We start from the raw sequence: 19,828 nt of genomic DNA, 5'->3' as shown, positions 1-19,828 counted from the left end.
TGCTATAAAGATATAAAACCAAAAGTAGTGCCAAAATTAAATAGTTTTAATTTAATTTGATTTCACTCAAAAACAGAAGTTCTTTTCTAATTTCTTTGATGATAAAAATTGACAAAACTATTAATATTACAACAGATGAAACAACAATATAATTATAAAATCCTGTAGACAGTTCTTTCTTAAAAAACGGCAAAAGCATCGTAAACCCATAAATATATAAGCCAACTAAAATTGGTGTAACTACAAAATGAATTTGCTTCCTCAACTTATAATATTTCCTAAGTATATCTTTAAAAGCTTTGGAAGCAATACCTCTATTAACTTTATTAAGCTTTCTAATACTAAATAACTCTATAGTTACTCTAACCAAAAGCGGCACTATCATTAAGGTCAAGCCCCATATCATTCTACTTTGCGTATAAGCTGACACATAAAAGAAAAAGAAAACAAGTATTGAAACTGTTGCCAATAAAATTACATTCATGATTCGTTGTTTGCTTTTTACAGCTTTAATTTTGTTCTTCACCATTTTAAACTCTTTATCTGAAGGAATTTGATGTGATTGATTTTGCCAGTCGTTTTTTAAATTTTCAAATATTTCCATTGAGAATACATTTTTTAAGATTATTTTTTATTCTGTGAATTCTAGTCCTGACCACTTCATGGGAAAGCCCAAGAATATCGGCTATTTCCTTTTGTGGCACATCTTCCATCTCTAAAAGTATAAGTGCTTTTTTTTCTACTGAAAGATGCTGTATACAACCATGCAATTTTTTTAATTGATTTTCCTTTCTAGCATCAACCTCGGTATTATTTATTTCGGCAATGTCTTCTATGTTTTTATCTGATGTGTATTTCTTTTTCCTAAGTTCTAGAAGGCATGTGTTTACCGTAATTCTATAAATCCATGTAGAGAGTTTACTATTTCCTTTAAAGCCCCCTAAGCTTTCCCAAACCTTTACAAATACCTCTTGGGCCAAATCTTGAGCCAAGGATTCATTTCCTTTTAAATACCCCAAGCATATACGGACTACTATATTGTAGTTCTCATAATAAAGTCGCTCAAAATTGATATCTTCTTTCATTGCTTAAATTGGGCCTTTAACTGATCTACAAACCATTCTGGATTATCAAACATAATAAAATGGGCAGCCCCTTCTGCAAAAATCAGGTTGTAGGATTCCAAGTTTTTATACTGTTCTTTGTAGTTTTTTTGTGCAGCTTCTTTTCCATAAGGCTGTGTTGCCCCCAATACTGTTACGGGAATTTTAATATTTGAAATATCTTTTCGTAAGTCCAACTTAAGCAAATCTGTATACCCATACACATAAGTTTCCCTATCTGCCTGTATCATCCAATTTTTAATTAAATCTTTTTTCTCAATATTCATTGTCATCCCTTGCGCCATTTGGCTAGCCATGGCCTCAAAATCCTCATCACTCATAGCTAGAGTTTGTTTGTTATATGGGCTATCATATATCATATAATCACTATTGAAATTAGGCATAATTAAAGCTCCTGTTGACGGCAGGGCATCAACAACAATAAGATTGTCTAGCACAACTATTTCTTCAGATGCCATCCAAAGACCTAAAGCTCCACCAAGACTGTGACCAACAACAATTGGTCTTATTAAATTGTTTTCTTTGATATATTCCTCTACGGCGTTTTTTATTTTTGGCAACCATGGCTTTTCAATTGGTGCAACATTCCCAAAACCTGCGAAAGTAAATACATGGCACTCATTTGTTTTGGAAAGTTCGGCTACCGTATCTTCCCAAACCTCACCAGTACATGTAAATCCTGGGAAGAAAAGAATGGGCTGACCTTTTCCTACTACCTCTACCTCAAAAGCTTTGTTTTGAGCTGATACCGATAAAGAAAAGATTGTAAATAATACGATTAATCTAGTTTTAATTGTTTTCATAAGAGAATTGATTTTTAGCTTATTTTCCCTTTTGATACAATTTTTCCAAAATGTTACATATTATTTTAAAAAATAAAAAACCTCACAATAATGTGAGGTTTCTACTTATCTAAATTCCTGTTTCAGCAGGAAACAAAGTTGATTAGTTATTTAAAGCTTCCGCTCCGCCAACAATCTCAAGGATTTCATTGGTAATCGCCGCTTGTCTTGCTTTATTGTACGTTAATTTCAACTGGTCTCTAAGTTCCGTTGCATTATCAGTTGCCTTGTGCATTGCCGTCATTCGTGCACCGTGCTCACTGGCAAAAGAATCACGCACCGCCTTGTACAATTGTGTTTTTAGGGACTTAGGAATCAATTGCTCCACTATTTCTACCTTAGAAGGTTCAAAAATATAATCAGCATTAGAATTGGCATCTCCTTCTAAAGGAACAATAGGCAAAAACTGCTCCGTCATAATGATTTGAGTGGCGGCATTTTTAAATTTATTATAAACCAATTCAATTTTATCATATTCGCCAGTAGTAAATTGCTTCATTAAATTTTCGGCAATTTCTGCTATATTATCAAATGTTAAATCATCAAATACACCACTATGATTGGCTATTACATTAAAATTCTTGCCTAAACTATCATTGGCCTTTTTCCCTATCGCAACAAAATCTACCTGCTTGCCTGCATAGGTATTCTTACCCAATATATGACTCTGCTTTAAGATATTCGTATTAAAAGCACCACACAAACCTCGATTTGAGGTAATGGCTACCACCAACACTTTTTCCACTTCTCTATTATCAGCAAATTTGCTTCCTCCTTCAGTTAAACTCCCACTTAAACTTTGTAAAAGTTCAGTTAGTTTATCCGAATATGGTCTCATAGCGGTAATAGCATCTTGAGCCTTCTTCAATTTAGCAGCCGATACCATTTTCATGGCACTGGTAATCTGCATGGTTGATGAAACCGATGCTATTCTATTACGTATTTCTTTTAAGTTTGCCATCTTTCCTATTCTAAATCCTTTCTAAAAGAAAGAACTTGATTAAAATTGGATTAATTATACTTCTCAGACATTTCCTTACAAACTGATGTTAAGGTGTCCGTAACCTCATCAGTAAGCTTACCGGCTTTTAAGGTGTCTAAAACTCCCCTATGCTTGGCGTTTAAGAATTCTATAAAATCAGTTTCAAATTCTTTTACCTTATCAACAGGAACATCTTTTAACAAGTTCTTAGACCCTGCATAAATAATTGCTACTTGATCTTCTACTGTATAAGGGTCGTTTTGTGCTTGTTTTAATATTTCAACGTTGCGACGTCCTTTTTCAATCACATTTAAGGTTGCAGCATCCAAATCAGAACCAAACTTGGCAAATGCTTCCAATTCACGGAATTGTGCCTGATCAAGTTTTAATGTACCTGCCACTTTTTTCATGGATTTAATCTGAGCAGAACCTCCCACACGAGATACTGATATACCTACGTTAATCGCAGGACGAACCCCTTGGTTGAACAAATCTTGCTCCAAGAAAATTTGACCATCAGTAATAGAAATTACGTTGGTTGGAATATAGGCCGATACATCTCCTGCCTGGGTCTCAATAATTGGCAAGGCCGTTAAAGAACCTCCACCTTTTACGATTGGTTTTAATGAGTCTGGAAGGTCATTCATGTTTTTAGCAATACCATCATCCGCAATAACTTTTGCCGAACGCTCCAATAATCTAGAGTGAAGGTAGAAAACATCTCCAGGGTAAGCCTCACGTCCCGGTGGTCTTCTTAACAATAAAGAAACCTCACGATATGCAACAGCTTGCTTAGATAAATCATCATAAATAATTAATGCTGGTCTACCAGTATCTCTAAAGTACTCACCAATTGCAGCACCGGCAAATGGAGCATACACCTGCATTGCAGCAGGGTCGGATGCGTTAGCCGCAACAATAGTTGTATAAGCCAATGCTCCTTTGTCCTCTAATGTTTGCGCAATGGCAGCAACCGTAGATGCTTTTTGACCAATAGCAACATATATACAGTATACAGGAACTCCCGCATCGTAAAATTCCTTTTGATTTAATATGGTATCAATACAAACAGTAGTCTTACCTGTCTGACGGTCACCAATAACCAACTCACGTTGCCCTCTTCCTACTGGTATCATGGCATCAATTGCCTTAATACCTGTTTGAAGTGGCTCAGTTACCGGTTCCCGATAGATAACACCTGGCGCTTTACGCTCCAAGGGCATTTCGAACAAATCACCAGAAATAGCTCCTTTTCCATCGATAGGTTCTCCTAGAGTGTTTACAACACGTCCAACAATACCTTCACCCACTTTAATGGATGCAATAGTTTGTGTTCTCTTTACAGTTGAGCCTTCTTTAACATCTCTAGAAGGGCTTAATAATACCACACCTACGTTGTCTTCTTCCAAGTTTAGTACTATTCCCTGTAAGCCTCCTTCGAACTCTACCAATTCTCCGTACCCAACATTGGACAAACCGTATACTCTAGCGATACCATCACCAATTTGTAAAACCGTTCCTACTTCATCCAAAGAAGCTTTAGCTTCGAATCCGGATAATTGTTGTTTTAATATTGCTGATACCTCAGCTGCTTTTACTCCTGCCATCTTTATAGACTATTTGTAAATTCTCGTTTTAATCCGTTTAATTTATTTGCTACACTAGCATCATATTGCAAATCTCCTACACGCAATACAAAACCACCAACAATGCTTTCATCAACCTTATTTTCAATTGTAACATTGTTTCCTGTAAGCTTAACCACTTGGGCCAATATTTTCTTTTCTAAATCCGCTGTTAAAGGAACTGCCGTTGTTACATAGGCAATGTCTTTCCCTTTTAACTGCTCATGAAGAATTATATATTTTAAGGCAACATCCTTTAACAAAGTAATACGTTTGTTATCTGTAAGGGTATCAATTAATCCTTTAGTAATTTCATGACTTCCCTTAAATACCTCTTTTAAGGCATTCTTTTTTACTTCTCCCTTAGTCACCGGACTGTCGAGAAAATTCTGTAACTCAGTATTATCTGTTATGGTACTAGAAATAGTACGCATATCTACATCTATGGCATCCGCAGCTTTTTTATCAACTGCAAGGTTCAAAGTTGCTTTGGCATAACGTATGGCTGCTCTAGCTTCGTTCATCTTAACTTAGTTCAATTTGATATCGCCCAACATCCCCTCAACAAGTTTTAACTGCTTGCTTTTGTCCGACAATTCTTCTTTGATAACTTTTTCAGCAATTTCCACTGATAAATTAGCTACCTGATTTTTTATATCTGCAACCGCTGCCTTTTTCTCGCTTTCTATAGCGGCTTGGGCCTGCTTTATGATTTTATCTCCTTCTGTTTTAGCCAGTTCTTTTGCGTCTGAAACAATGGTATTCTTTATTTCGCGGGCTTCTTTTAACAAAGCTTCACGTTCAGCCCTTGCTTCTTTCAGCAACTTTTCGCTATCGGCGGTTACATTTTGCATCTCTTTTTTAGCATTTTCAGCAGCTGCAAGTGCATCCTTGATACCATCTTCCCTATCGTTAACGGCATTTAAGATTGGCTTCCATGCAAACTTCCATAAAAGGAACAACAGCAAACCGAACAATAGAGTTTGCCAAAAGAACAAACCAATTGAAAATTCATTTAATAACTTTTCCATTTCTTAAATTTTAAAAAGCTTAATTTTTAAATAGAAACAATAGCTGCAACCAACCGTTGCAGCTATTTGTCTTTACTTTCGATTATACCGCAAACAAGGCAGCAAAACCAATACCTTCAATAAGCGCTGCTGCAATCAACATCGCCGTTTGAATCTTTCCATAAGCCTCAGGCTGACGAGCAATAGCGTCCATTGCTGAACCACCAATCTTACCAATACCGATACCAACACCGATAACAACCAAACCTGCACCTACCATTAATGGAATTTCCATAATCTATCTAGTTTAAAAATTAAAAATTCATTTTTAGTGAGACAATTCCGCCTCGTGTTCATGCTCATGCTCATGTTCTTCAGATGCAAATCCAAAATACAAAGCAGACAACATGGTGAAAATATATGCTTGTAGCAATGCTACTAAAATCTCAATCAATGAAATGGCGAAGGCCAATAAAAATGAAAGTGGGCTTCCCAACCAGCTTTTAAAAATAAACATTAACCCTATTAAGCTCATTAATACAATATGTCCCGCCTGCATATTCGCATATAGACGAATCAATAATGAAAAAGGTTTTATGATTAACCCAAGCAATTCAATTGGCACCAATATGATGTATAATAATATTTTACCATACCAAGGCAAAGACTTTCCCAAAGGATCAAACTGGTGCATCCAATAATCTTTTGTTCCCGTGAAATTGGTAATCAAGAATGTCATTATAGCCAAAGAGAATGTTATAGCTATATTTCCCGTGACGTTAATCCCTAATGGCGTTAGCCCAAAAATATTCAAGAACCAAATAAAGAAAAAGATGGTCAACAAGAAAGGCATGTACTTCTTGTATCTTTTTTCACCAATATTGGGTCTTGCAATATCATCCCTGATATACAACACAATTGGCTCAAAGAAACGCCCAGCTCCTGTTGGAACTCCATTGTTCTTTGAATATGACTTAGCCAAACTTGTGAACAACCAAAGCATCAACAACCCAGTAATGAATATCATTACAACATTCTTGGTAATTGAAAAATCCAAAGGTTTTGCATTAGTAGGGTGATGCTCTTCATCATAATTGATGGCTCCATGAGCATCTGTCTTATATATTTTGCTGTGGTACAGTTTATAATGATTTCCATCAACCTCGGCAATTTCTTCTCCATGATGGAATTTAGATGACGAGAATACTTTTAACCCATTATCCCATAAAATAATAGGCAAAGGAAAGCCTACATATTTATGTTCTCCATTTTCCTTTGTATAAGAAAACAAAGAAAAATCATGAGAATCCTGTAAGTGATGCTGAATATATTCTTTTATTTCCGTTTTAAGGTCTTTTCCAGACTCCTCAGTTGCATTTTCCTTATCACTCGCATATGAAGTAAAGCCCATAAGGCACAAAGCAATAAAAAGAAACTTAACAAAAAATTGTTTTCGCATGTCGGTCAAAAATATCGGTCTCTAAAAATCGGTGCAAATGTACGCTATTATACCAAAAAGAAAAAAGCATTTGCCGAGTTATTTTCAAGGAATTTCTAACGTAAAAAGAGATGTGCCAGTTATTTAAGATTATTGAGCATTTTGGCCATAAAAATTGTCTCAATTATCAAGGAAATTGCATAAGGCACAAAGAAAGCTGCAAACTCCAACCTATTAATATTGCCATCCTCTTTGTAAAGAGGGTAAAAAAGAAGAAAAAAGAAAATAAACTTTAGAAAACTACCCCCCATAAATAGAAATCCTATTTGGTTCTTAAGCTTTTGCTTAAAAACAAAAATTATAATATATATAAGTCCGGCGAGTGTGCCATTAACTATATAAGACTTTACAATAAAGTTGTCATATTTGGGAAAACCTGCACTTTTTAGAATTGTTATGTGCACAACAAAAGCCAGCCCTAAAGAGATTAATAGATAAACAAGAAATCGCGGAATAGTATTGGATTTTGGCATTATTGATTAATTCTTTTAAGTTGTCGCAAAACTACCCAAATAGAAATTGCCACACCAATAAGTGTGGCAAATGCGGTAAAAATTCTTTTTTCATTACCATAATAGCTGTCCAGCCATTTTCCCCCATTGGCAGCCAAAAAAATAATGGCTCCCATTTCAAAAGCTATGCCCGTAAGCACTAAAGCATTTTTTAATGTATTCTTCTTACGAGGCTTTTGCTGGCTCATTGGTTTTTATAGCTCCTTGTTTAAAGCTAGAAGAAGCACTGGATGTATTGCTTGAAGTTTTTGCCCCCATCGTGCAAGCTGCATTAAAAGTTGCTCCAGGTTCAACGGCCAATTTTGCAACAGAAACTGTTCCCTCTATAACCGCAGATGATTTTAAAGATAATAGCTGGGAAACCAAAAGCTCTCCATTAAAACTACCTTCTATATCCGCATTTACACACTCTACTTTGCCGTGAATGTAGCCATCTTTACCAATTACTACTTTGCCGGATGTTTTTACATTTCCGTCCAGTTTTCCATCTATTCTAAAATCCGCTTCAGAGATAATATCTCCTTTGATTTTTGTGTTTTTCTCAATTCTGTTGGGTTGTCCACCTAATTCTGTCATAACTCTGGGTTTTTTGTTGTCTGAAAACATTGTTCTAGGGTTTTGGGGTTAAAACTTGCTCTTTATATTCCTCTAAATTTTTATGTACTTGTATTGTTTTGTAGTTGGATGATAAAATTACAAAATTCTCATAAGCCACCTTATAATCCTTATTGTTTTTTAAAAGCTCCGCATAGCCCAATGCCCTATCTTTTGTTGAAAAGCCATGCACCACGACAAATTGGTTCTCTAAATTGTAAATATCTTTGGACACTACGTTACTGTACCTCAAATCTGTTATGGATTTCTTAAGAAGCTCCATCAATGCTTTTGCTTTCTCATTATCCCTTCTTTTGAACGGGAAAACAACTTTCCAATTTCCACTATTGGTTGCCCCAGTTTCCAATTTAAATTCCTTAGGTTCCAATTTTGGCAATTGCTCATCCACCATTTGCTGTGCTTTTTTGCCTTCAGGATTATTGGGGTAGTTTAGGGCCACATAATTAAGGGCTTCTTTAAAATCTGTATATCCATTTAGTCTACCAATGGCATTTGCTTTCAACATTTCAAACTTTGGCACTATTTCATCCCCTGTATACGTGTTTATATTTTCTTCTGCACCAGTAATTACCTGCAGAAATTCTTGGTTTTGATATAGCTTATACAATTGAGCATATTTATCATCCGGGCCCCCAATATTATCTTCCAACAACGCTTGTGGATTCAATAAAATTTCAGCATAACGAGAATCAGGATGGTTTTTAATTATGTTGTCCTTCATACCCGACGCTAAATTACTTCCCGATTCCTCATATATCTTATAAAGGTTATATTTGGATGGAAGCACCAAACGCTCTTCTGGATTAGATTCTAAGACCCGCTCCAATTTACCGGCAGCCAAAAGATTCTCCTTAAATTTTTCTTTATAAATTAGGCCTAGCTGATAGTTAGCAAAGTTTCTTTCTGTTTTTAAGCTATCAATGACAGCAATATCTGTTGGTATTTTGTCCAGATAAAAATCCAAGGAATATTTTTGTTCTTCGGTGATTTCGCCTGTGGTGGCTGTTCCTGTAGTGGACACAATTTCTCCCTCAATACCATCAACCGGAATAGTGATGCTTTTATTGGACCATCTCCAATTGTCTTCTAGAACACGTTCTCCCCAATTGTTTCTAAAGTCCGTTTTACCGTAACCCAAACTTGTAATGTTATAGAAATAGAACTTGCCTTTATTTGCCTTTCCCCCTTTGGTTTCGGCGAAAGCAGCTATACCTGCGTTTTGACGTTCCGTTTCCTTTTTGGCGGCCTCCTCATCTTTTCTCTTTATCTCTGCAATATATTCCTCAAAATAGGCCGTCTGCTTTTCTTTGGGCATGTTGTACAGGTTAATTACGCTATCTGTATATTGTACAACTTCTTCATAGGAAATTACATCCTCTAAATTATCCAGCTTCTTTTTTATAGAGCGGTACGTCCTAGTGTTTTCAGGTAGATTTGTTAATACACTATCATAGTATGCCCCAGCAGTTTTGTATTCATTTTTATCAAAATGATGTTCCGCCAAATCTGTATAATTAAAAGCATTTAATTTAGGTTCGTTCTGAGTTGCCCTAAGAGACTTATTGAAATATACCAAAGCCAAGCTATCAGACTTATTATTCAAATGATATTCGGCAATCTGCCTGTAGATTTTATCCAAGAAAGGTCTGTTTTCCCGATTTTCCTCTAAATCGGTCAAATAGTCCAATAGTTCTTCCTCATTTTCTTCAGTAACTTCTGTGTTTTTTATTTTTTGAAGATGTGCATTGATCATATATACTCTTGGGGATTTTCTATTCAAGGCAATTACCTTGTCAAAAGCATAGTTGGCACTGTCCTTATGTTCCAATTGATTGTACAACTGACCAATAATGAAATAATATCTCCCCTTTTCAGCGTTTTTGTTGGTGTAGGTGGATGCAATTTTAAGTTGATGAATGGCCGTGTCGGGAGCTTTTAGATTAATATAGGCCTGAGCCATTACCGCCCTTGCATCGGCATACTCCTGATTCCTTAAGGTTTCGTATTTAAAAAGTGTCTTTAGGTTTTTTATGGCCAATTCTTCGTTCTCCAACCGTATGTTCACCTTCTCTCTCCAAATAGTGGCTTCATTTAATTTGTCGCTCTCTTCATATTTCCTAAGAATATAATTAAAAGATTCTAAGGCTGGTATATAGCGTTGATCAAAATATCGAGCCTTTCCCAATAAGAGGAATGCCTCATCAGTCTGTGGATTTCGTTCCACATCCTTAATGTCCATACTGTGCTTTTGTATGGCCTTGGTGGCCTTTTCCTCTGCAATTACAAAATTGGGGTTGTTGTTTTCAGAATCCAGTTTTATTTCATCTGTAACCTCGAGGCGTTCTATAGGCAAAATCTCCCAATAGTCATCCTGGTATGAGTCATTGAGTGTTTCCCTGCCTTCCTCAAAAGCAATATTGCCATTGTACAGGGTATTGTACTTGGTATTAAGCGCATGCCAATTCCTGTTTATAAGGGCATCTTTCTTTGTGGAACATGCATTAAAGACCACAATCCCCAAAACGGCAGATAAAACAAATTTAAAATAAAGCTTCAAAATTATCGATATTCTTGTTTACTCTTAACTGAAAAACTAGCAGAATATTATATGCTTCATCGGTAAAATGCATTTATTTTTTCGGAGTTCCAAAATGCATTTGCGCCCAGTCCTTTTTTTACAACACAGAAAGCCTATCCCGCAAAGAAACTTTCCAGCTCCTTAAGTGTTTCTGTTGATGTTCGGATATCTTTTACAACCTCTCCCTTGTTTAACACTACAATACGTTCACAAACCTCAGTTACATGGATTAAGTCATGACTTGATACCAACACGGTAACATCATTGTTTTTTGCCAAATCCTTGATAATTCCTTTTAGTCTTATTTGCGTAGTTGGATCCAGATTGGCAAAAGGTTCGTCCAAAATAACTACCTCTGGATTTCCAATAAAAGATGCCACGATTCCTGCCTTTTTCTGATTTCCTTTGGATAAGTCTCTTAAATATTTTTTCTGCCCCAATATTTCTCCATGGAAGAAGTCCTCAAAATTGGAAATTAAGGCATCTACGTCAGCTTTATTCTGACCTCTAAGCTCCCCTATGAAATAAAAGTATTCCTCCGGAGTTAAATAGCCTATCAAAAAAGTCTCGTCAATGAATGCTGAAGTAAATGGTTTCCAATCCTCACTGGTATTTACTTGGACATCGTTGTTTAGAATATGTCCCGTTGTAGGTTGGATCAAATCCAACAAAAGACTAAAAAAAGTAGTTTTTCCTGCTCCGTTGTTTCCAACAAGACCAAAACTTTCGCCTTTTGGGATTTCAAGATTTTCAATATTGAGAACGGTTTGCGCCCCGTATGTTTTACTAAGATTGGTTGCTGTTATCATGTGTTTCTTTTAAATCTTTTTGTATAAAATAAGTCTACTTTTCTTTGTAGGCCAACAAGGTTTTATATTTTTCTTTTTTATAAATCTGTTCTATTTTTTTGAATACCCAATTTTTAAATGCAAAGCCCACTACTCCCGTGAGAGCTACAAAAATATATCCGGCTGTCGGATTTATAGTATAGTGGCCTATGGCATATATAACCAATGGCAGTATCATTTTTGGAATTGTCAACAAAAGGGTTTTGGCATTAAAAGCCTGTTTGTCCCCAAACGCTTTTTTGTTCGATGTTAAATCGATTGGTGTCTTTATATAAGCCCCTCCCCAAAGCACCAAATAAGAATTAATCCCAACATTGTAAACTGCTCCAACCAAAACGGCCAAGTAAGCATCCCACCCAAAATAAAGATAAAATGTCCCTATAACAGTACTAATTACTGTAGCAATAATAACAAGGTACCATTTGGAGTCCAAGTATTCTTTGTAGGATATGTTCTGACTCATCATCAAAGGATAATACGAACTGTCCCAGCTTGGAACATAGGAACCAAAAGTGAACATAAACCCTCCCGAAACAAAAATTCCAGCAAAAATCTTCCATACTGGGTTTTCGTATGCTTCAATACCCCCCGTAAAGAATAGCAATCCATAAAAAAGGAATAAAACACTCATAATGACGGTAGTCTTGGAGCGCTTGTTTCTTTTGATTAATTTAATATCATTTTTTAAGAAGGTGCCCAATTTTCCATACTTGTCCAACCAAGTAAAATCTTCCGTTTTGGCTTCTGTGTGTTTTGTGGCCAAACCACCATCTAAATACATATTCTTTTTAAAGTAATTAAAAGAAGTAAGATACAACCCTATTAATACAATCCATGGCAAAAATGCAGTCCAAGGCATGTCATACAACGCATCAAAAAAAGGTGCAGTGTATGTTGTAATATCGAAAACCTCATAATATTGACAGATTCCTAAAACAAACAAAACACCAGCTATGGTATAAAAAATGACGTTTTTATTGTTTACTAAAACATTGATGAAATTATTACAATAAAATAGGGCCATCATTCCCAAGTGCCATCTTATTACTCCAATGGGAGAGTAGCCCTTAACCAAAAGAACAATAGAAAAGGGAATAAAGAAAAAAGCATGTGCCCAGTTAAAAAATGAAACCACTGTCTTACCTAAAGAGTAATTTACCACCTGACTCTTTTTAAAAGGCAGGTATAATAAAGGTTTTATGTTGGTCACTGGCATTTTTTGGAGCATATAGCGCATGACCAAATCCATAACCAAATAATAAATCATGAATTTGTTCACTACTCTTAAGGGATCTCCCCATCCTGCCTTTTCTATCATAAAATAGGAACCTACACCAAGCGCTAGGAATACGGCAATAAAATAAAGGGCTCCAAAAATCATTAGTATTTTGAACCAAATCTCCGTTTTGAAGGAAGAAGCTCTAAAAAATGATTTCCATTGAAGGTTTAAAAAGTGTTTGAACATAATGGGCTGGTTAATTTACACTAGGATAAGTAACTAAAATACAATTTTTGTTACACCAAGAACTAAATTTTTCATAATCCCAATAAAAATGGCCTGTTGTTTCCTTAATTTTGCACAAATTTTTATTTAATGAGCATTTTTCACTCCCTTACCGTTTCTGCAGTAGATCAACTCACTCCTAATTCGGTCGCTATAACTTTTATTGTACCAGAAAATATAAAAGACGCATATACATATAGTCCTGGCCAGTACATTACTATTAAGCATATGGTGGCTGGACAAGAACTAAGAAGAGCTTATTCCATTTCTTCGGCTCCTTCCTCAAATAAATTAACGGTCGGAATAAAAAAAGTAGATGATGGTACCTTTTCTGTTTACGCCAATACAGAACTAAAGGTTGGTGATGTTTTAGAAGTTATGATCCCTGAAGGGCGTTTTATTTTTAAACCCTCCGGCACACCAAAAAATATTGCTGCTTTTGCTGCAGGTAGTGGCATCACCCCCATAATGAGTATTGCTAAAACAGTGCTGGAAGATAATGATGCAAGTACATTTGTTTTGGTTTACGGAAATAAATCTCCGGAAGAGACCATGTTTTATAGTGAAATCCAAGAATTGTCAAAAAAATATACCAATAGATTTTTTGTTAAATATGTCTTTAGTCGTGCTCAAGAAGAAAATGCTCTTTTTGGGAGAATAGAAACCTCATCGGTCAATTATATACTAAAAAACCAGTTCAAGGAAACTTCCTTTGATGCCTTTTATCTTTGTGGTCCAGAGGAAATGATAGAATTGGTTTCCGATACTCTAAAAAGTTCCGGGATTTCTGAAGACAAAATTCATTTTGAGCTTTTTACAACTCCTGAAGAAAGTGAAGATCTTTTAGCCGAAGAATTAGAAGGAAAAACCCAAGTAGAGGTTGTTCTAGATGATGAGTCTTTCCATTTTACTATGGATAAGAAGAAATTGGTCCTGGACGCCGTATTAAAGGAAAATATCGATGCTCCTTATTCCTGTCAAGGTGGGGTATGCAGTAGTTGTATTGCCAGAGTTGTTGAAGGAAAGGCGGAAATGGTCCAAAACCAGATTTTAACAGATGGTGAGATTGCAGAGGGGTTAATTTTAACTTGCCAAGCACATCCTACCACATCAAAGTTGAAACTGGACTATGATGATGTATAAGATTAATATACCTGCTAAATAAACCAATTCCTTTTTTCCTTAAAAATACTACTTGTATAAATTGAACATATTGTTAATGGGTCAATATTGTCTTTTGAGATTGTTTTCAAAGAAAATTCTCTTTGTAAAGACATATAATTGTCAGGATTGCTATATTTTTAACAAAGCGTTCTCTATTTAGTTTAGGAGTGCACCCATACTATATTCAGTGTTATAACCTTTAAACTAGTATCATGAAAAAATTCACCTCTTCAAGTATTGTAATACCCTTTCTATTTATTCTTTTATTGATTTCTTCCTGTAAAGAATCCCCTAAACAAGAAGTCAACCAAACGGAGGCCCTAAACCAATGGTTTGATGATAAGTACGAGGAAGTACTTCAGATGAGCCCGTTACATCTTACTGCATTAGGAAGAAAAGACCAATATGATAAAATTGATGACTTAAGCAAAGAGGCCGAGGATGAACAATTGGCATGGTATTCGGAAAGCACCAACGAGCTAAAAGAAAAATTCGACTATAATAGTCTGGATGAGGCCGACCAAACTTCATATGATTTATGGGTATATCAATATGAGACTTTAAAAGAAGGTGTTGCTTATAGAGACACGGATTATGTTTTTGATCAAATGCGGGGAATGCATACGCGTCTTCCAAGTTATTTAATCAATTTTCACAAAGTGGACAGTCTTGCCGATATGAACGCCTATGTCTCGAGGATTCAAGAAACGGGAAGAGCAATGAATCAATTGGTTGACAGGGCAAAAGAACAGGCCACCCTAGGTATTCTACCTCCAAAATTTGCCTTTGAAACTGTCATTAAGCAAACTAAGGCCTTGATAGAGGGTAAGCCTTTTTCCGAAAGTGAAAAAAATTCCCCTTTATTGAGCGATATGAACGGAAAAATTGAGGCGCTTTTGTCCGATGGCAAAATAACCTCCGAGCAAGCGGATTCTCTCAAAGAAAAATCGGAGAAAGCCCTTATAGATTATTTTAAACCAGCTTACGACAATCTTTTAGCGTGGTTAGAAACCGAGATTGACAACGCCGAAGAAACTCCTACAGGTGTTAGTAGACACCCTAATGGAAAAGATTTTTATAATTACCGGTTAAAGGTCTTTACTACAACTGGGCTCACTGCAGATGAAATTCATGAGATTGGTTTAAAAGAAGTTGCCAGAATTAAAGGTGAAATGATGGCCATTAAAGAAAAAGTTGGTTTTAAGGAGGATTTAAATGCATTCTTTAAGTTTGTAAATACTGACAAGCAATTTTTCTTTCCAAATACCGATGAAGGGAGACAGGCTTACTTAGATGAATCCACCAAATATCTGGATGACCTAACAAAGAAATTACCCGACTATTTTGGAATTCTACCTAAAGCTAAATTAGAGGTAAAACGTGTTGAGGCTTTTAGAGAACAAGATGGTGCTCCTCAGCACTATTCTGCAGGAACACCGGATGGATCAAGGTCTGGCACATACTATGTGCATCTGTCGGATATGAATGCCATGCCTAAATCAACCATGGAAGGCGTAGCCTATCATGAAGGAAATCCTGGTCATCATATGCAGATTTCTATTGCCCAAGAATTAGAATCTGTTCCTAAGTTTAGGACTCAAGCAGGGTTCAGCGTATACAGCGAAGGCTGGGGGTTGTACTCAGAAGCTTTGGCAAAAGAAATGGGCGGATACCAGAATCCATACTATGATTTTGGACGTTTAGTAAATGAGATTTGGAGAGCAATTAGACTAGTAGTGGATACCGGACTGCATGCAAAAGGATGGACAGAAGCAGACGGGATAAAATATTTTACCGAAAACTCTTCCATTTCACAAGGAGCCATAAAAGCAGAAGTGCAACGCTATATGGTAATGCCAGGACAAGCTACTTCTTATAAAATAGGAATGCTTAAGATTCAGGAATTGCGTAAAAAGGCAGAAGCAGAACTAGGAAACAATTTTGACATTAAAGGGTTTCATGATACAGTACTTGGAGGGGGTGCCCTACCCTTGGAATTATTGGAACGTAGAGTCAATGCATGGATAAATTCCAAAAAAGAAATTAAAGGATAAAAGACGTAATTATTTAGAAAACCCCTTAAGCCTTTTAAATAGGTTTAGGGGTTTTATACGTTTAATACCTTTCAAGCTTTCTGTCCTATTGTTTTATTTTCATGTTTAATCCCAAAATTTTTACAGCATAGGCAGTAAAGGCCTATGGTTGTTATATTTCCTATAAATTTAAAACTATCCAACATCTTTTGTAAAGAACTATTTATGGTATCGACCAAACCCAAAATAGGTTTTTATCGTAAGTTTATCCCCAAAACAATACTAAACATTACAAAATGGCAGACTCATATTACGACCCGAAAGATTTACGAAAATTTGGAAATATTACAGAATGGAGCGAGGAATTAGGAAGTAAATTTTTTGATTATTATAGTAAGGTATTCGAGGAAGGGGCCCTTTCTGCTCGAGAAAAGTCTTTGATTGCATTGGCAGTGGCGCATGTTGTAAAATGCCCATACTGTATAGATGCATATACCAAAGATGGCTTACAGCGTGGCATTACAAAAGAAGAAATGATGGAGGCAGTACATGCTGGTGCCGCAATTGAAAGTGGTGCCACTTTAGTACATGGAGTGCAGATGATGAACAAGTATAATAAATTATCAATGTAAAGGGTAGGTTTTACCAACCGATAACAAAAATAATGGCGACAAAATCCTTAAAAGCACAACAAAGTGAACTTTCATCTGCCAACAAACAATTGGAGGTGTTGAACAATGGCATTTTTGCTGATGGGGAACTTCCTTATTTTAAGGATAAAATAGCAGAAATAGGTCATTTTCCTCTGCGTCCAACAAAATTGGAAATTCTTCAAATAAATGTAGGATATATGTGCAATCAAGTGTGCGCACACTGCCATGTGGATGCAGGTCCGGACAGAAAAGAGATTATGACCAAAGAAACCATGGCGCAATGTCTGGAAGTAATTAAGAATACCGGAGCACATACGCTAGACCTTACAGGTGGAGCTCCTGAAATGAATCCAAATTTTAGATGGTTTGTAGAAGAGGCATCCAGGGCTGGGGTAAAAGATTTTATTGTTCGCTCTAATCTTACCATTATACGAGCCAATAAAAAATATTACGATTTGCCAGAATTCTTTAAAAAACACAATGTACATGTTGTCTCGTCCATGCCACATTATACAAGGGGCAAAACTGACAAGCAGCGTGGTGATGGCGTTTTTGATAAATCCATAAAAGCACTGCAAGAGCTTAACACCGTGGGTTATGGTATACCAGATAGTGACCTAAGGTTAGATTTGGTCTACAATCCTTCTGGAGCATATCTTCCAGGTGACCAAATAGCTTTAGAACAAGATTTTAAAAAAGCACTACGAGAGGATTTTAATATAGAGTTTCACAATCTTTTTGCCATTACCAATTTACCAATTTCCAGATTTTTGGATTACTTATTAGCCTCTGAAAATTATGAGGATTATATGTATGCCCTTGTAGAAGCTTATAATCCAGCTGCTGTTGCCAATGTAATGTGTACCAATACCATATCCGTTAGTTGGGACGGTTGGTTGTACGATTGTGATTTTAACCAAATGCTGGATTTAAAAGTTGCCAGTAAAATAAAACACATTAAAGATTATAATGAAGAAGTATTAACAGACCGAAACATTATAATATCCCAACATTGCTATGGTTGTACAGCTGGTGCTGGTAGCAGTTGCCAAGGAACAGTAGCTTAATTCAAAGAAAAGAAAATCGGTTTTAAGATAGATCAGATGAATCTGATAGCCTTGTAAATTATGATGAGAGATTGCTTTAAGGTATTATCAAACATCAACATAAAAACCCTAATCTAATTCAACAGCTGAAGTATTTTTTGAACGACTTGTTCTGGTTGAATAGTTTCCATTACCTTTTCATATCCTTTTGGAAATTTATTTCCATAGACAGATGTTGGAATGAATGGAAATTTATCCCTGTCCGCCAAAATTGAATTATTAATATCTTGACCAAAAGGTGAAAAACCGGCAAAAGGATGTGTAACACCCCATAAGGTTATTGTTGGCACTCCATACATTGCCGATAAGTGCCCATTGCCACTATCCATTGCCACCATTACATCCAAATTAGAAATAACCAAAAGTTCGTCCTCAAAGGAAAGTAGACCGGCAATGGAAATTACGTTTGAATACTTTTTGGAAAGTTGGTTAAGTTTCTCTGTTTCTAAGCCCCCGCCGCCAAATAATAATATTTTATACTTTTCGGTATTATTTAATTTTTCTATCACCTTTTCCATAAAATGAAGTGGGTACATCTTTCCTTCAAATGCCGCAAAGGGTGCTATTCCTATCCATTTTTTGGTTTCGGGTTCAATTATTTTTTGAACCTTATTAGAAAGTGCTTCTTTGGTTAAGAACTCCTTATTTTTGAACTCCAGTGGAAAACCTAATTCTTTAAAGACATCCGCATATCTTTCATAGGTAGATTTTAAAGGTTTAAAGATTTTATTTTTTGAAGATATAAGTCGCTTTTTTTCTTTTCTACCTTTATCTATTTGTACAAAAGGAATGTCATCCCTCTTAAAAAACTTTTTAAGGATATTACTTCGCAAAACATTGTGAAGATCAGCCACTCCATCAATTTTAAGCGTTTTTAGCTCTTTAAAAAGTTTCCACAACCCATGAATTCCTTTGTGTTTTCCATTAACATCAGCTTCAAATATGGATACATTTCTTAGCTGGGAAAACATGGGTTTAAAAAAAACCCTAGTAAGGACTGTTATTTTTAACTCAGGATATTGGCGAGTCAATGCATAAAGTACGGGAACAGTCATGGCAACATCGCCCATGGCCGAGAGGCGTATCACCAGTAAATGTGATAGTTCTTTCTTTTTACTGCTTTTGCCCACGAAGAATCGGGTTTAACTCTTCATCATTGTACATCTTCATTTGCCTATAGACCTTCATATACTTATTACCTGCTTCAATGTCTCCTATAAGTTGATCTATGGCGCTACAAAGGTCCTTCTTTTGTTCCAATAAAATATCAAGTTTAAGTTGACATTTATCCAAGTGTTCAGGGGAAGCGTCAATTCGGGTTGCCTCCTCCTGCATATGATAGATTTTAAGTGCCAGAATGGATAGCCTGTCTATTGCCCAAGCCGGGCTTTCAGTATTAATAGTGGCGTCTTCATTAATTTTAACCGATTCGTACTTATTAAGAAAATAATTGTCAATATATTCTACTAAATCCGTCCTATCTTGGTTACTGGCATCAATTTTTCGCTTTAAAGTCAAAGCTTCATTCGGATTAATGTTTGGGTCTCTAATAATGTCCTCATAATGCCATTGCACAGTATCTATCCAGTTTTTTCTATACAACAAATGTGCTATGTCTTCCTTCTCATAGGGGTTTTCAAAAACTTGATTTACGGTATCCTCAATATGATACTGTTTTATACTTTTCAAAAAAATTGAATAGGCATACTCGCTAAACATACATAGAATTTTTTA

21 protein-coding genes are annotated in these 19,828 nt (G+C 35.9%); 4 read left to right on the top strand and 17 right to left on the bottom strand.

The window, feature by feature from the left end; translation table 11 throughout:
* Window positions 1-46 precede the first annotated feature (46 nt).
* The 15 genes from GGR42_RS09950 to GGR42_RS09880 all read right to left on the bottom strand — a co-directional run bounded on the left by GGR42_RS09950 (window position 47) and on the right by GGR42_RS09880 (window position 13,099).
* Window positions 47-604 (bottom strand): hypothetical protein, encoded by a 558-nt coding sequence (locus GGR42_RS09950; RefSeq protein WP_167963393.1) that lies wholly within the window; start codon window positions 602-604, stop codon window positions 47-49.
* Window positions 591-1,085, bottom strand: coding sequence for an RNA polymerase sigma factor (locus tag GGR42_RS09945; RefSeq protein WP_167963391.1), 495 nt, complete (start codon window positions 1,083-1,085; stop codon window positions 591-593). Before GGR42_RS09945 ends, GGR42_RS09950 begins: the two co-directional genes overlap by 14 nt.
* The gene (locus tag GGR42_RS09940; RefSeq protein ID WP_167963389.1) at window positions 1,082-1,927 is read right to left on the bottom strand and encodes an alpha/beta fold hydrolase; all 846 of its coding nucleotides are present in this window, start codon (window positions 1,925-1,927) and stop codon (window positions 1,082-1,084) included. The genes GGR42_RS09945 and GGR42_RS09940 overlap by 4 nt, the downstream gene beginning before the upstream one ends.
* 142 nt (window positions 1,928-2,069) lie before the next feature.
* Window positions 2,070-2,927 (bottom strand): ATP synthase F1 subunit gamma, encoded by an 858-nt coding sequence (gene atpG, locus GGR42_RS09935; RefSeq protein WP_167963387.1) that lies wholly within the window; start codon window positions 2,925-2,927, stop codon window positions 2,070-2,072.
* 50 nt (window positions 2,928-2,977) lie between these two features.
* Window positions 2,978-4,555, bottom strand: coding sequence for a F0F1 ATP synthase subunit alpha (gene atpA / locus GGR42_RS09930; protein WP_167963385.1), 1,578 nt, complete (start codon window positions 4,553-4,555; stop codon window positions 2,978-2,980).
* Between the two features lie 2 nt (window positions 4,556-4,557).
* The gene (atpH, locus tag GGR42_RS09925) at window positions 4,558-5,097 is read right to left on the bottom strand and encodes an ATP synthase F1 subunit delta (protein WP_167963383.1); all 540 of its coding nucleotides are present in this window, start codon (window positions 5,095-5,097) and stop codon (window positions 4,558-4,560) included.
* A 6-nt stretch (window positions 5,098-5,103) separates the two neighbouring features.
* The gene (locus GGR42_RS09920; protein ID WP_167963381.1) at window positions 5,104-5,604 is read right to left on the bottom strand and encodes a F0F1 ATP synthase subunit B; all 501 of its coding nucleotides are present in this window, start codon (window positions 5,602-5,604) and stop codon (window positions 5,104-5,106) included.
* A gap of 82 nt (window positions 5,605-5,686) precedes the next feature.
* Window positions 5,687-5,878: an ATP synthase F0 subunit C gene (gene atpE / locus GGR42_RS09915; protein ID WP_167963379.1), complete on the bottom strand. Its 192-nt coding sequence runs from the start codon at window positions 5,876-5,878 to the stop codon at window positions 5,687-5,689.
* Between the two features lie 33 nt (window positions 5,879-5,911).
* Window positions 5,912-6,994, bottom strand: coding sequence for a F0F1 ATP synthase subunit A (gene atpB, locus GGR42_RS09910; RefSeq protein WP_245201426.1), 1,083 nt, complete (start codon window positions 6,992-6,994; stop codon window positions 5,912-5,914).
* A gap of 167 nt (window positions 6,995-7,161) precedes the next feature.
* Entirely contained in the window at window positions 7,162-7,554 is a 393-nt protein-coding gene (locus GGR42_RS09905; protein ID WP_167963375.1) for a DUF6168 family protein, read from the bottom strand.
* On the bottom strand, window positions 7,554-7,781 hold the full coding sequence (locus GGR42_RS09900; protein ID WP_167963373.1) for an AtpZ/AtpI family protein: 228 nt from the start codon (window positions 7,779-7,781) through the stop codon (window positions 7,554-7,556). The genes GGR42_RS09905 and GGR42_RS09900 overlap by 1 nt, the downstream gene beginning before the upstream one ends.
* The gene (locus GGR42_RS09895; RefSeq protein ID WP_167963371.1) at window positions 7,759-8,199 is read right to left on the bottom strand and encodes a bactofilin family protein; all 441 of its coding nucleotides are present in this window, start codon (window positions 8,197-8,199) and stop codon (window positions 7,759-7,761) included. Before GGR42_RS09895 ends, GGR42_RS09900 begins: the two co-directional genes overlap by 23 nt.
* 4 nt (window positions 8,200-8,203) lie before the next feature.
* Window positions 8,204-10,765 carry a type IX secretion system periplasmic lipoprotein PorW/SprE gene (porW, locus tag GGR42_RS09890; RefSeq protein WP_167963369.1) on the bottom strand — a complete coding sequence of 854 codons (2,562 nt, stop codon included), beginning with the start codon at window positions 10,763-10,765 and terminating at the stop codon, window positions 8,204-8,206.
* A 134-nt stretch (window positions 10,766-10,899) separates the two neighbouring features.
* On the bottom strand, window positions 10,900-11,595 hold the full coding sequence (locus GGR42_RS09885; protein ID WP_167963367.1) for an ABC transporter ATP-binding protein: 696 nt from the start codon (window positions 11,593-11,595) through the stop codon (window positions 10,900-10,902).
* 34 nt (window positions 11,596-11,629) lie between these two features.
* A complete protein-coding gene (locus GGR42_RS09880) occupies window positions 11,630-13,099 on the bottom strand; it encodes a DUF5687 family protein (RefSeq protein WP_167963365.1) in 1,470 nt (489 codons plus the stop codon).
* A 129-nt stretch (window positions 13,100-13,228) separates the two neighbouring features.
* On the opposite strand from GGR42_RS09880, the gene GGR42_RS09875 reads away from it, so the two are divergent.
* From GGR42_RS09875 to arsS, 4 genes are all read left to right on the top strand, one after another.
* Entirely contained in the window at window positions 13,229-14,281 is a 1,053-nt protein-coding gene (locus GGR42_RS09875; protein ID WP_167963363.1) for a ferredoxin--NADP reductase, read from the top strand.
* Between the two features lie 233 nt (window positions 14,282-14,514).
* Complete coding sequence (locus GGR42_RS09870) at window positions 14,515-16,356, top strand: DUF885 domain-containing protein (RefSeq protein WP_167963361.1); 1,842 nt, start codon at window positions 14,515-14,517, stop codon at window positions 16,354-16,356.
* Window positions 16,357-16,631: 275 nt separating this feature from the next.
* A complete protein-coding gene (locus GGR42_RS09865; protein ID WP_167963359.1) occupies window positions 16,632-16,967 on the top strand; it encodes an arsenosugar biosynthesis-associated peroxidase-like protein in 336 nt (111 codons plus the stop codon).
* Window positions 16,968-16,999: 32 nt separating this feature from the next.
* Entirely contained in the window at window positions 17,000-18,055 is a 1,056-nt protein-coding gene (gene arsS / locus GGR42_RS09860; protein WP_167963357.1) for an arsenosugar biosynthesis radical SAM (seleno)protein ArsS, read from the top strand.
* 113 nt (window positions 18,056-18,168) lie between these two features.
* On the opposite strand, the gene GGR42_RS09855 is transcribed toward arsS, so the two are convergent.
* Window positions 18,169-19,224 carry a glycosyltransferase family 9 protein gene (locus tag GGR42_RS09855; RefSeq protein ID WP_317169678.1) on the bottom strand — a complete coding sequence of 352 codons (1,056 nt, stop codon included), beginning with the start codon at window positions 19,222-19,224 and terminating at the stop codon, window positions 18,169-18,171.
* Window positions 19,208-19,813: a DUF4254 domain-containing protein gene (locus GGR42_RS09850; RefSeq protein WP_167963355.1), complete on the bottom strand. Its 606-nt coding sequence runs from the start codon at window positions 19,811-19,813 to the stop codon at window positions 19,208-19,210. The genes GGR42_RS09855 and GGR42_RS09850 overlap by 17 nt, the downstream gene beginning before the upstream one ends.
* Between the last annotated feature and the right edge of the window lie 15 nt (window positions 19,814-19,828).

Origin of the sequence: Saonia flava (genome assembly GCF_011927795.1) — a bacterium.
Taxonomy (GTDB): Bacteria; Bacteroidota; Bacteroidia; order Flavobacteriales; family Flavobacteriaceae; genus Saonia; species Saonia flava.
Note: the sequence above shows the minus strand (reverse complement) of the source record. Positions and strands in the feature narration are given on the sequence as shown.

Bases quoted from the DNA above. Each gene is read 5' to 3' on its own strand.
- GGR42_RS09950 (WP_167963393.1), bottom strand. From the start codon at position 604: ATGGAAATATTTGAAAATTTAAAAAACGACTGGCAAAATCAATCACAT.
- GGR42_RS09945 (WP_167963391.1), bottom strand. From the start codon at position 1,085: ATGAAAGAAGATATCAATTTTGAGCGACTTTATTATGAGAACTACAAT.
- GGR42_RS09940 (WP_167963389.1), bottom strand. From the start codon at position 1,927: ATGAAAACAATTAAAACTAGATTAATCGTATTATTTACAATCTTTTCT.
- atpG (WP_167963387.1), bottom strand. From the start codon at position 2,927: ATGGCAAACTTAAAAGAAATACGTAATAGAATAGCATCGGTTTCATCA.
- atpA (WP_167963385.1), bottom strand. From the start codon at position 4,555: ATGGCAGGAGTAAAAGCAGCTGAGGTATCAGCAATATTAAAACAACAA.
- atpH (WP_167963383.1), bottom strand. From the start codon at position 5,097: ATGAACGAAGCTAGAGCAGCCATACGTTATGCCAAAGCAACTTTGAAC.
- GGR42_RS09920 (WP_167963381.1), bottom strand. From the start codon at position 5,604: ATGGAAAAGTTATTAAATGAATTTTCAATTGGTTTGTTCTTTTGGCAA.
- atpE (WP_167963379.1), bottom strand. From the start codon at position 5,878: ATGGAAATTCCATTAATGGTAGGTGCAGGTTTGGTTGTTATCGGTGTT.
- atpB (WP_245201426.1), bottom strand. From the start codon at position 6,994: ATGGGCTTTACTTCATATGCGAGTGATAAGGAAAATGCAACTGAGGAG.
- GGR42_RS09905 (WP_167963375.1), bottom strand. From the start codon at position 7,554: ATGCCAAAATCCAATACTATTCCGCGATTTCTTGTTTATCTATTAATC.
- GGR42_RS09900 (WP_167963373.1), bottom strand. From the start codon at position 7,781: ATGAGCCAGCAAAAGCCTCGTAAGAAGAATACATTAAAAAATGCTTTA.
- GGR42_RS09895 (WP_167963371.1), bottom strand. From the start codon at position 8,199: ATGTTTTCAGACAACAAAAAACCCAGAGTTATGACAGAATTAGGTGGA.
- GGR42_RS09885 (WP_167963367.1), bottom strand. From the start codon at position 11,595: ATGATAACAGCAACCAATCTTAGTAAAACATACGGGGCGCAAACCGTT.
- GGR42_RS09880 (WP_167963365.1), bottom strand. From the start codon at position 13,099: ATGTTCAAACACTTTTTAAACCTTCAATGGAAATCATTTTTTAGAGCT.
- GGR42_RS09875 (WP_167963363.1), top strand. From the start codon at position 13,229: ATGAGCATTTTTCACTCCCTTACCGTTTCTGCAGTAGATCAACTCACT.
- GGR42_RS09870 (WP_167963361.1), top strand. From the start codon at position 14,515: ATGAAAAAATTCACCTCTTCAAGTATTGTAATACCCTTTCTATTTATT.
- GGR42_RS09865 (WP_167963359.1), top strand. From the start codon at position 16,632: ATGGCAGACTCATATTACGACCCGAAAGATTTACGAAAATTTGGAAAT.
- arsS (WP_167963357.1), top strand. From the start codon at position 17,000: ATGGCGACAAAATCCTTAAAAGCACAACAAAGTGAACTTTCATCTGCC.
- GGR42_RS09850 (WP_167963355.1), bottom strand. From the start codon at position 19,813: ATGTTTAGCGAGTATGCCTATTCAATTTTTTTGAAAAGTATAAAACAG.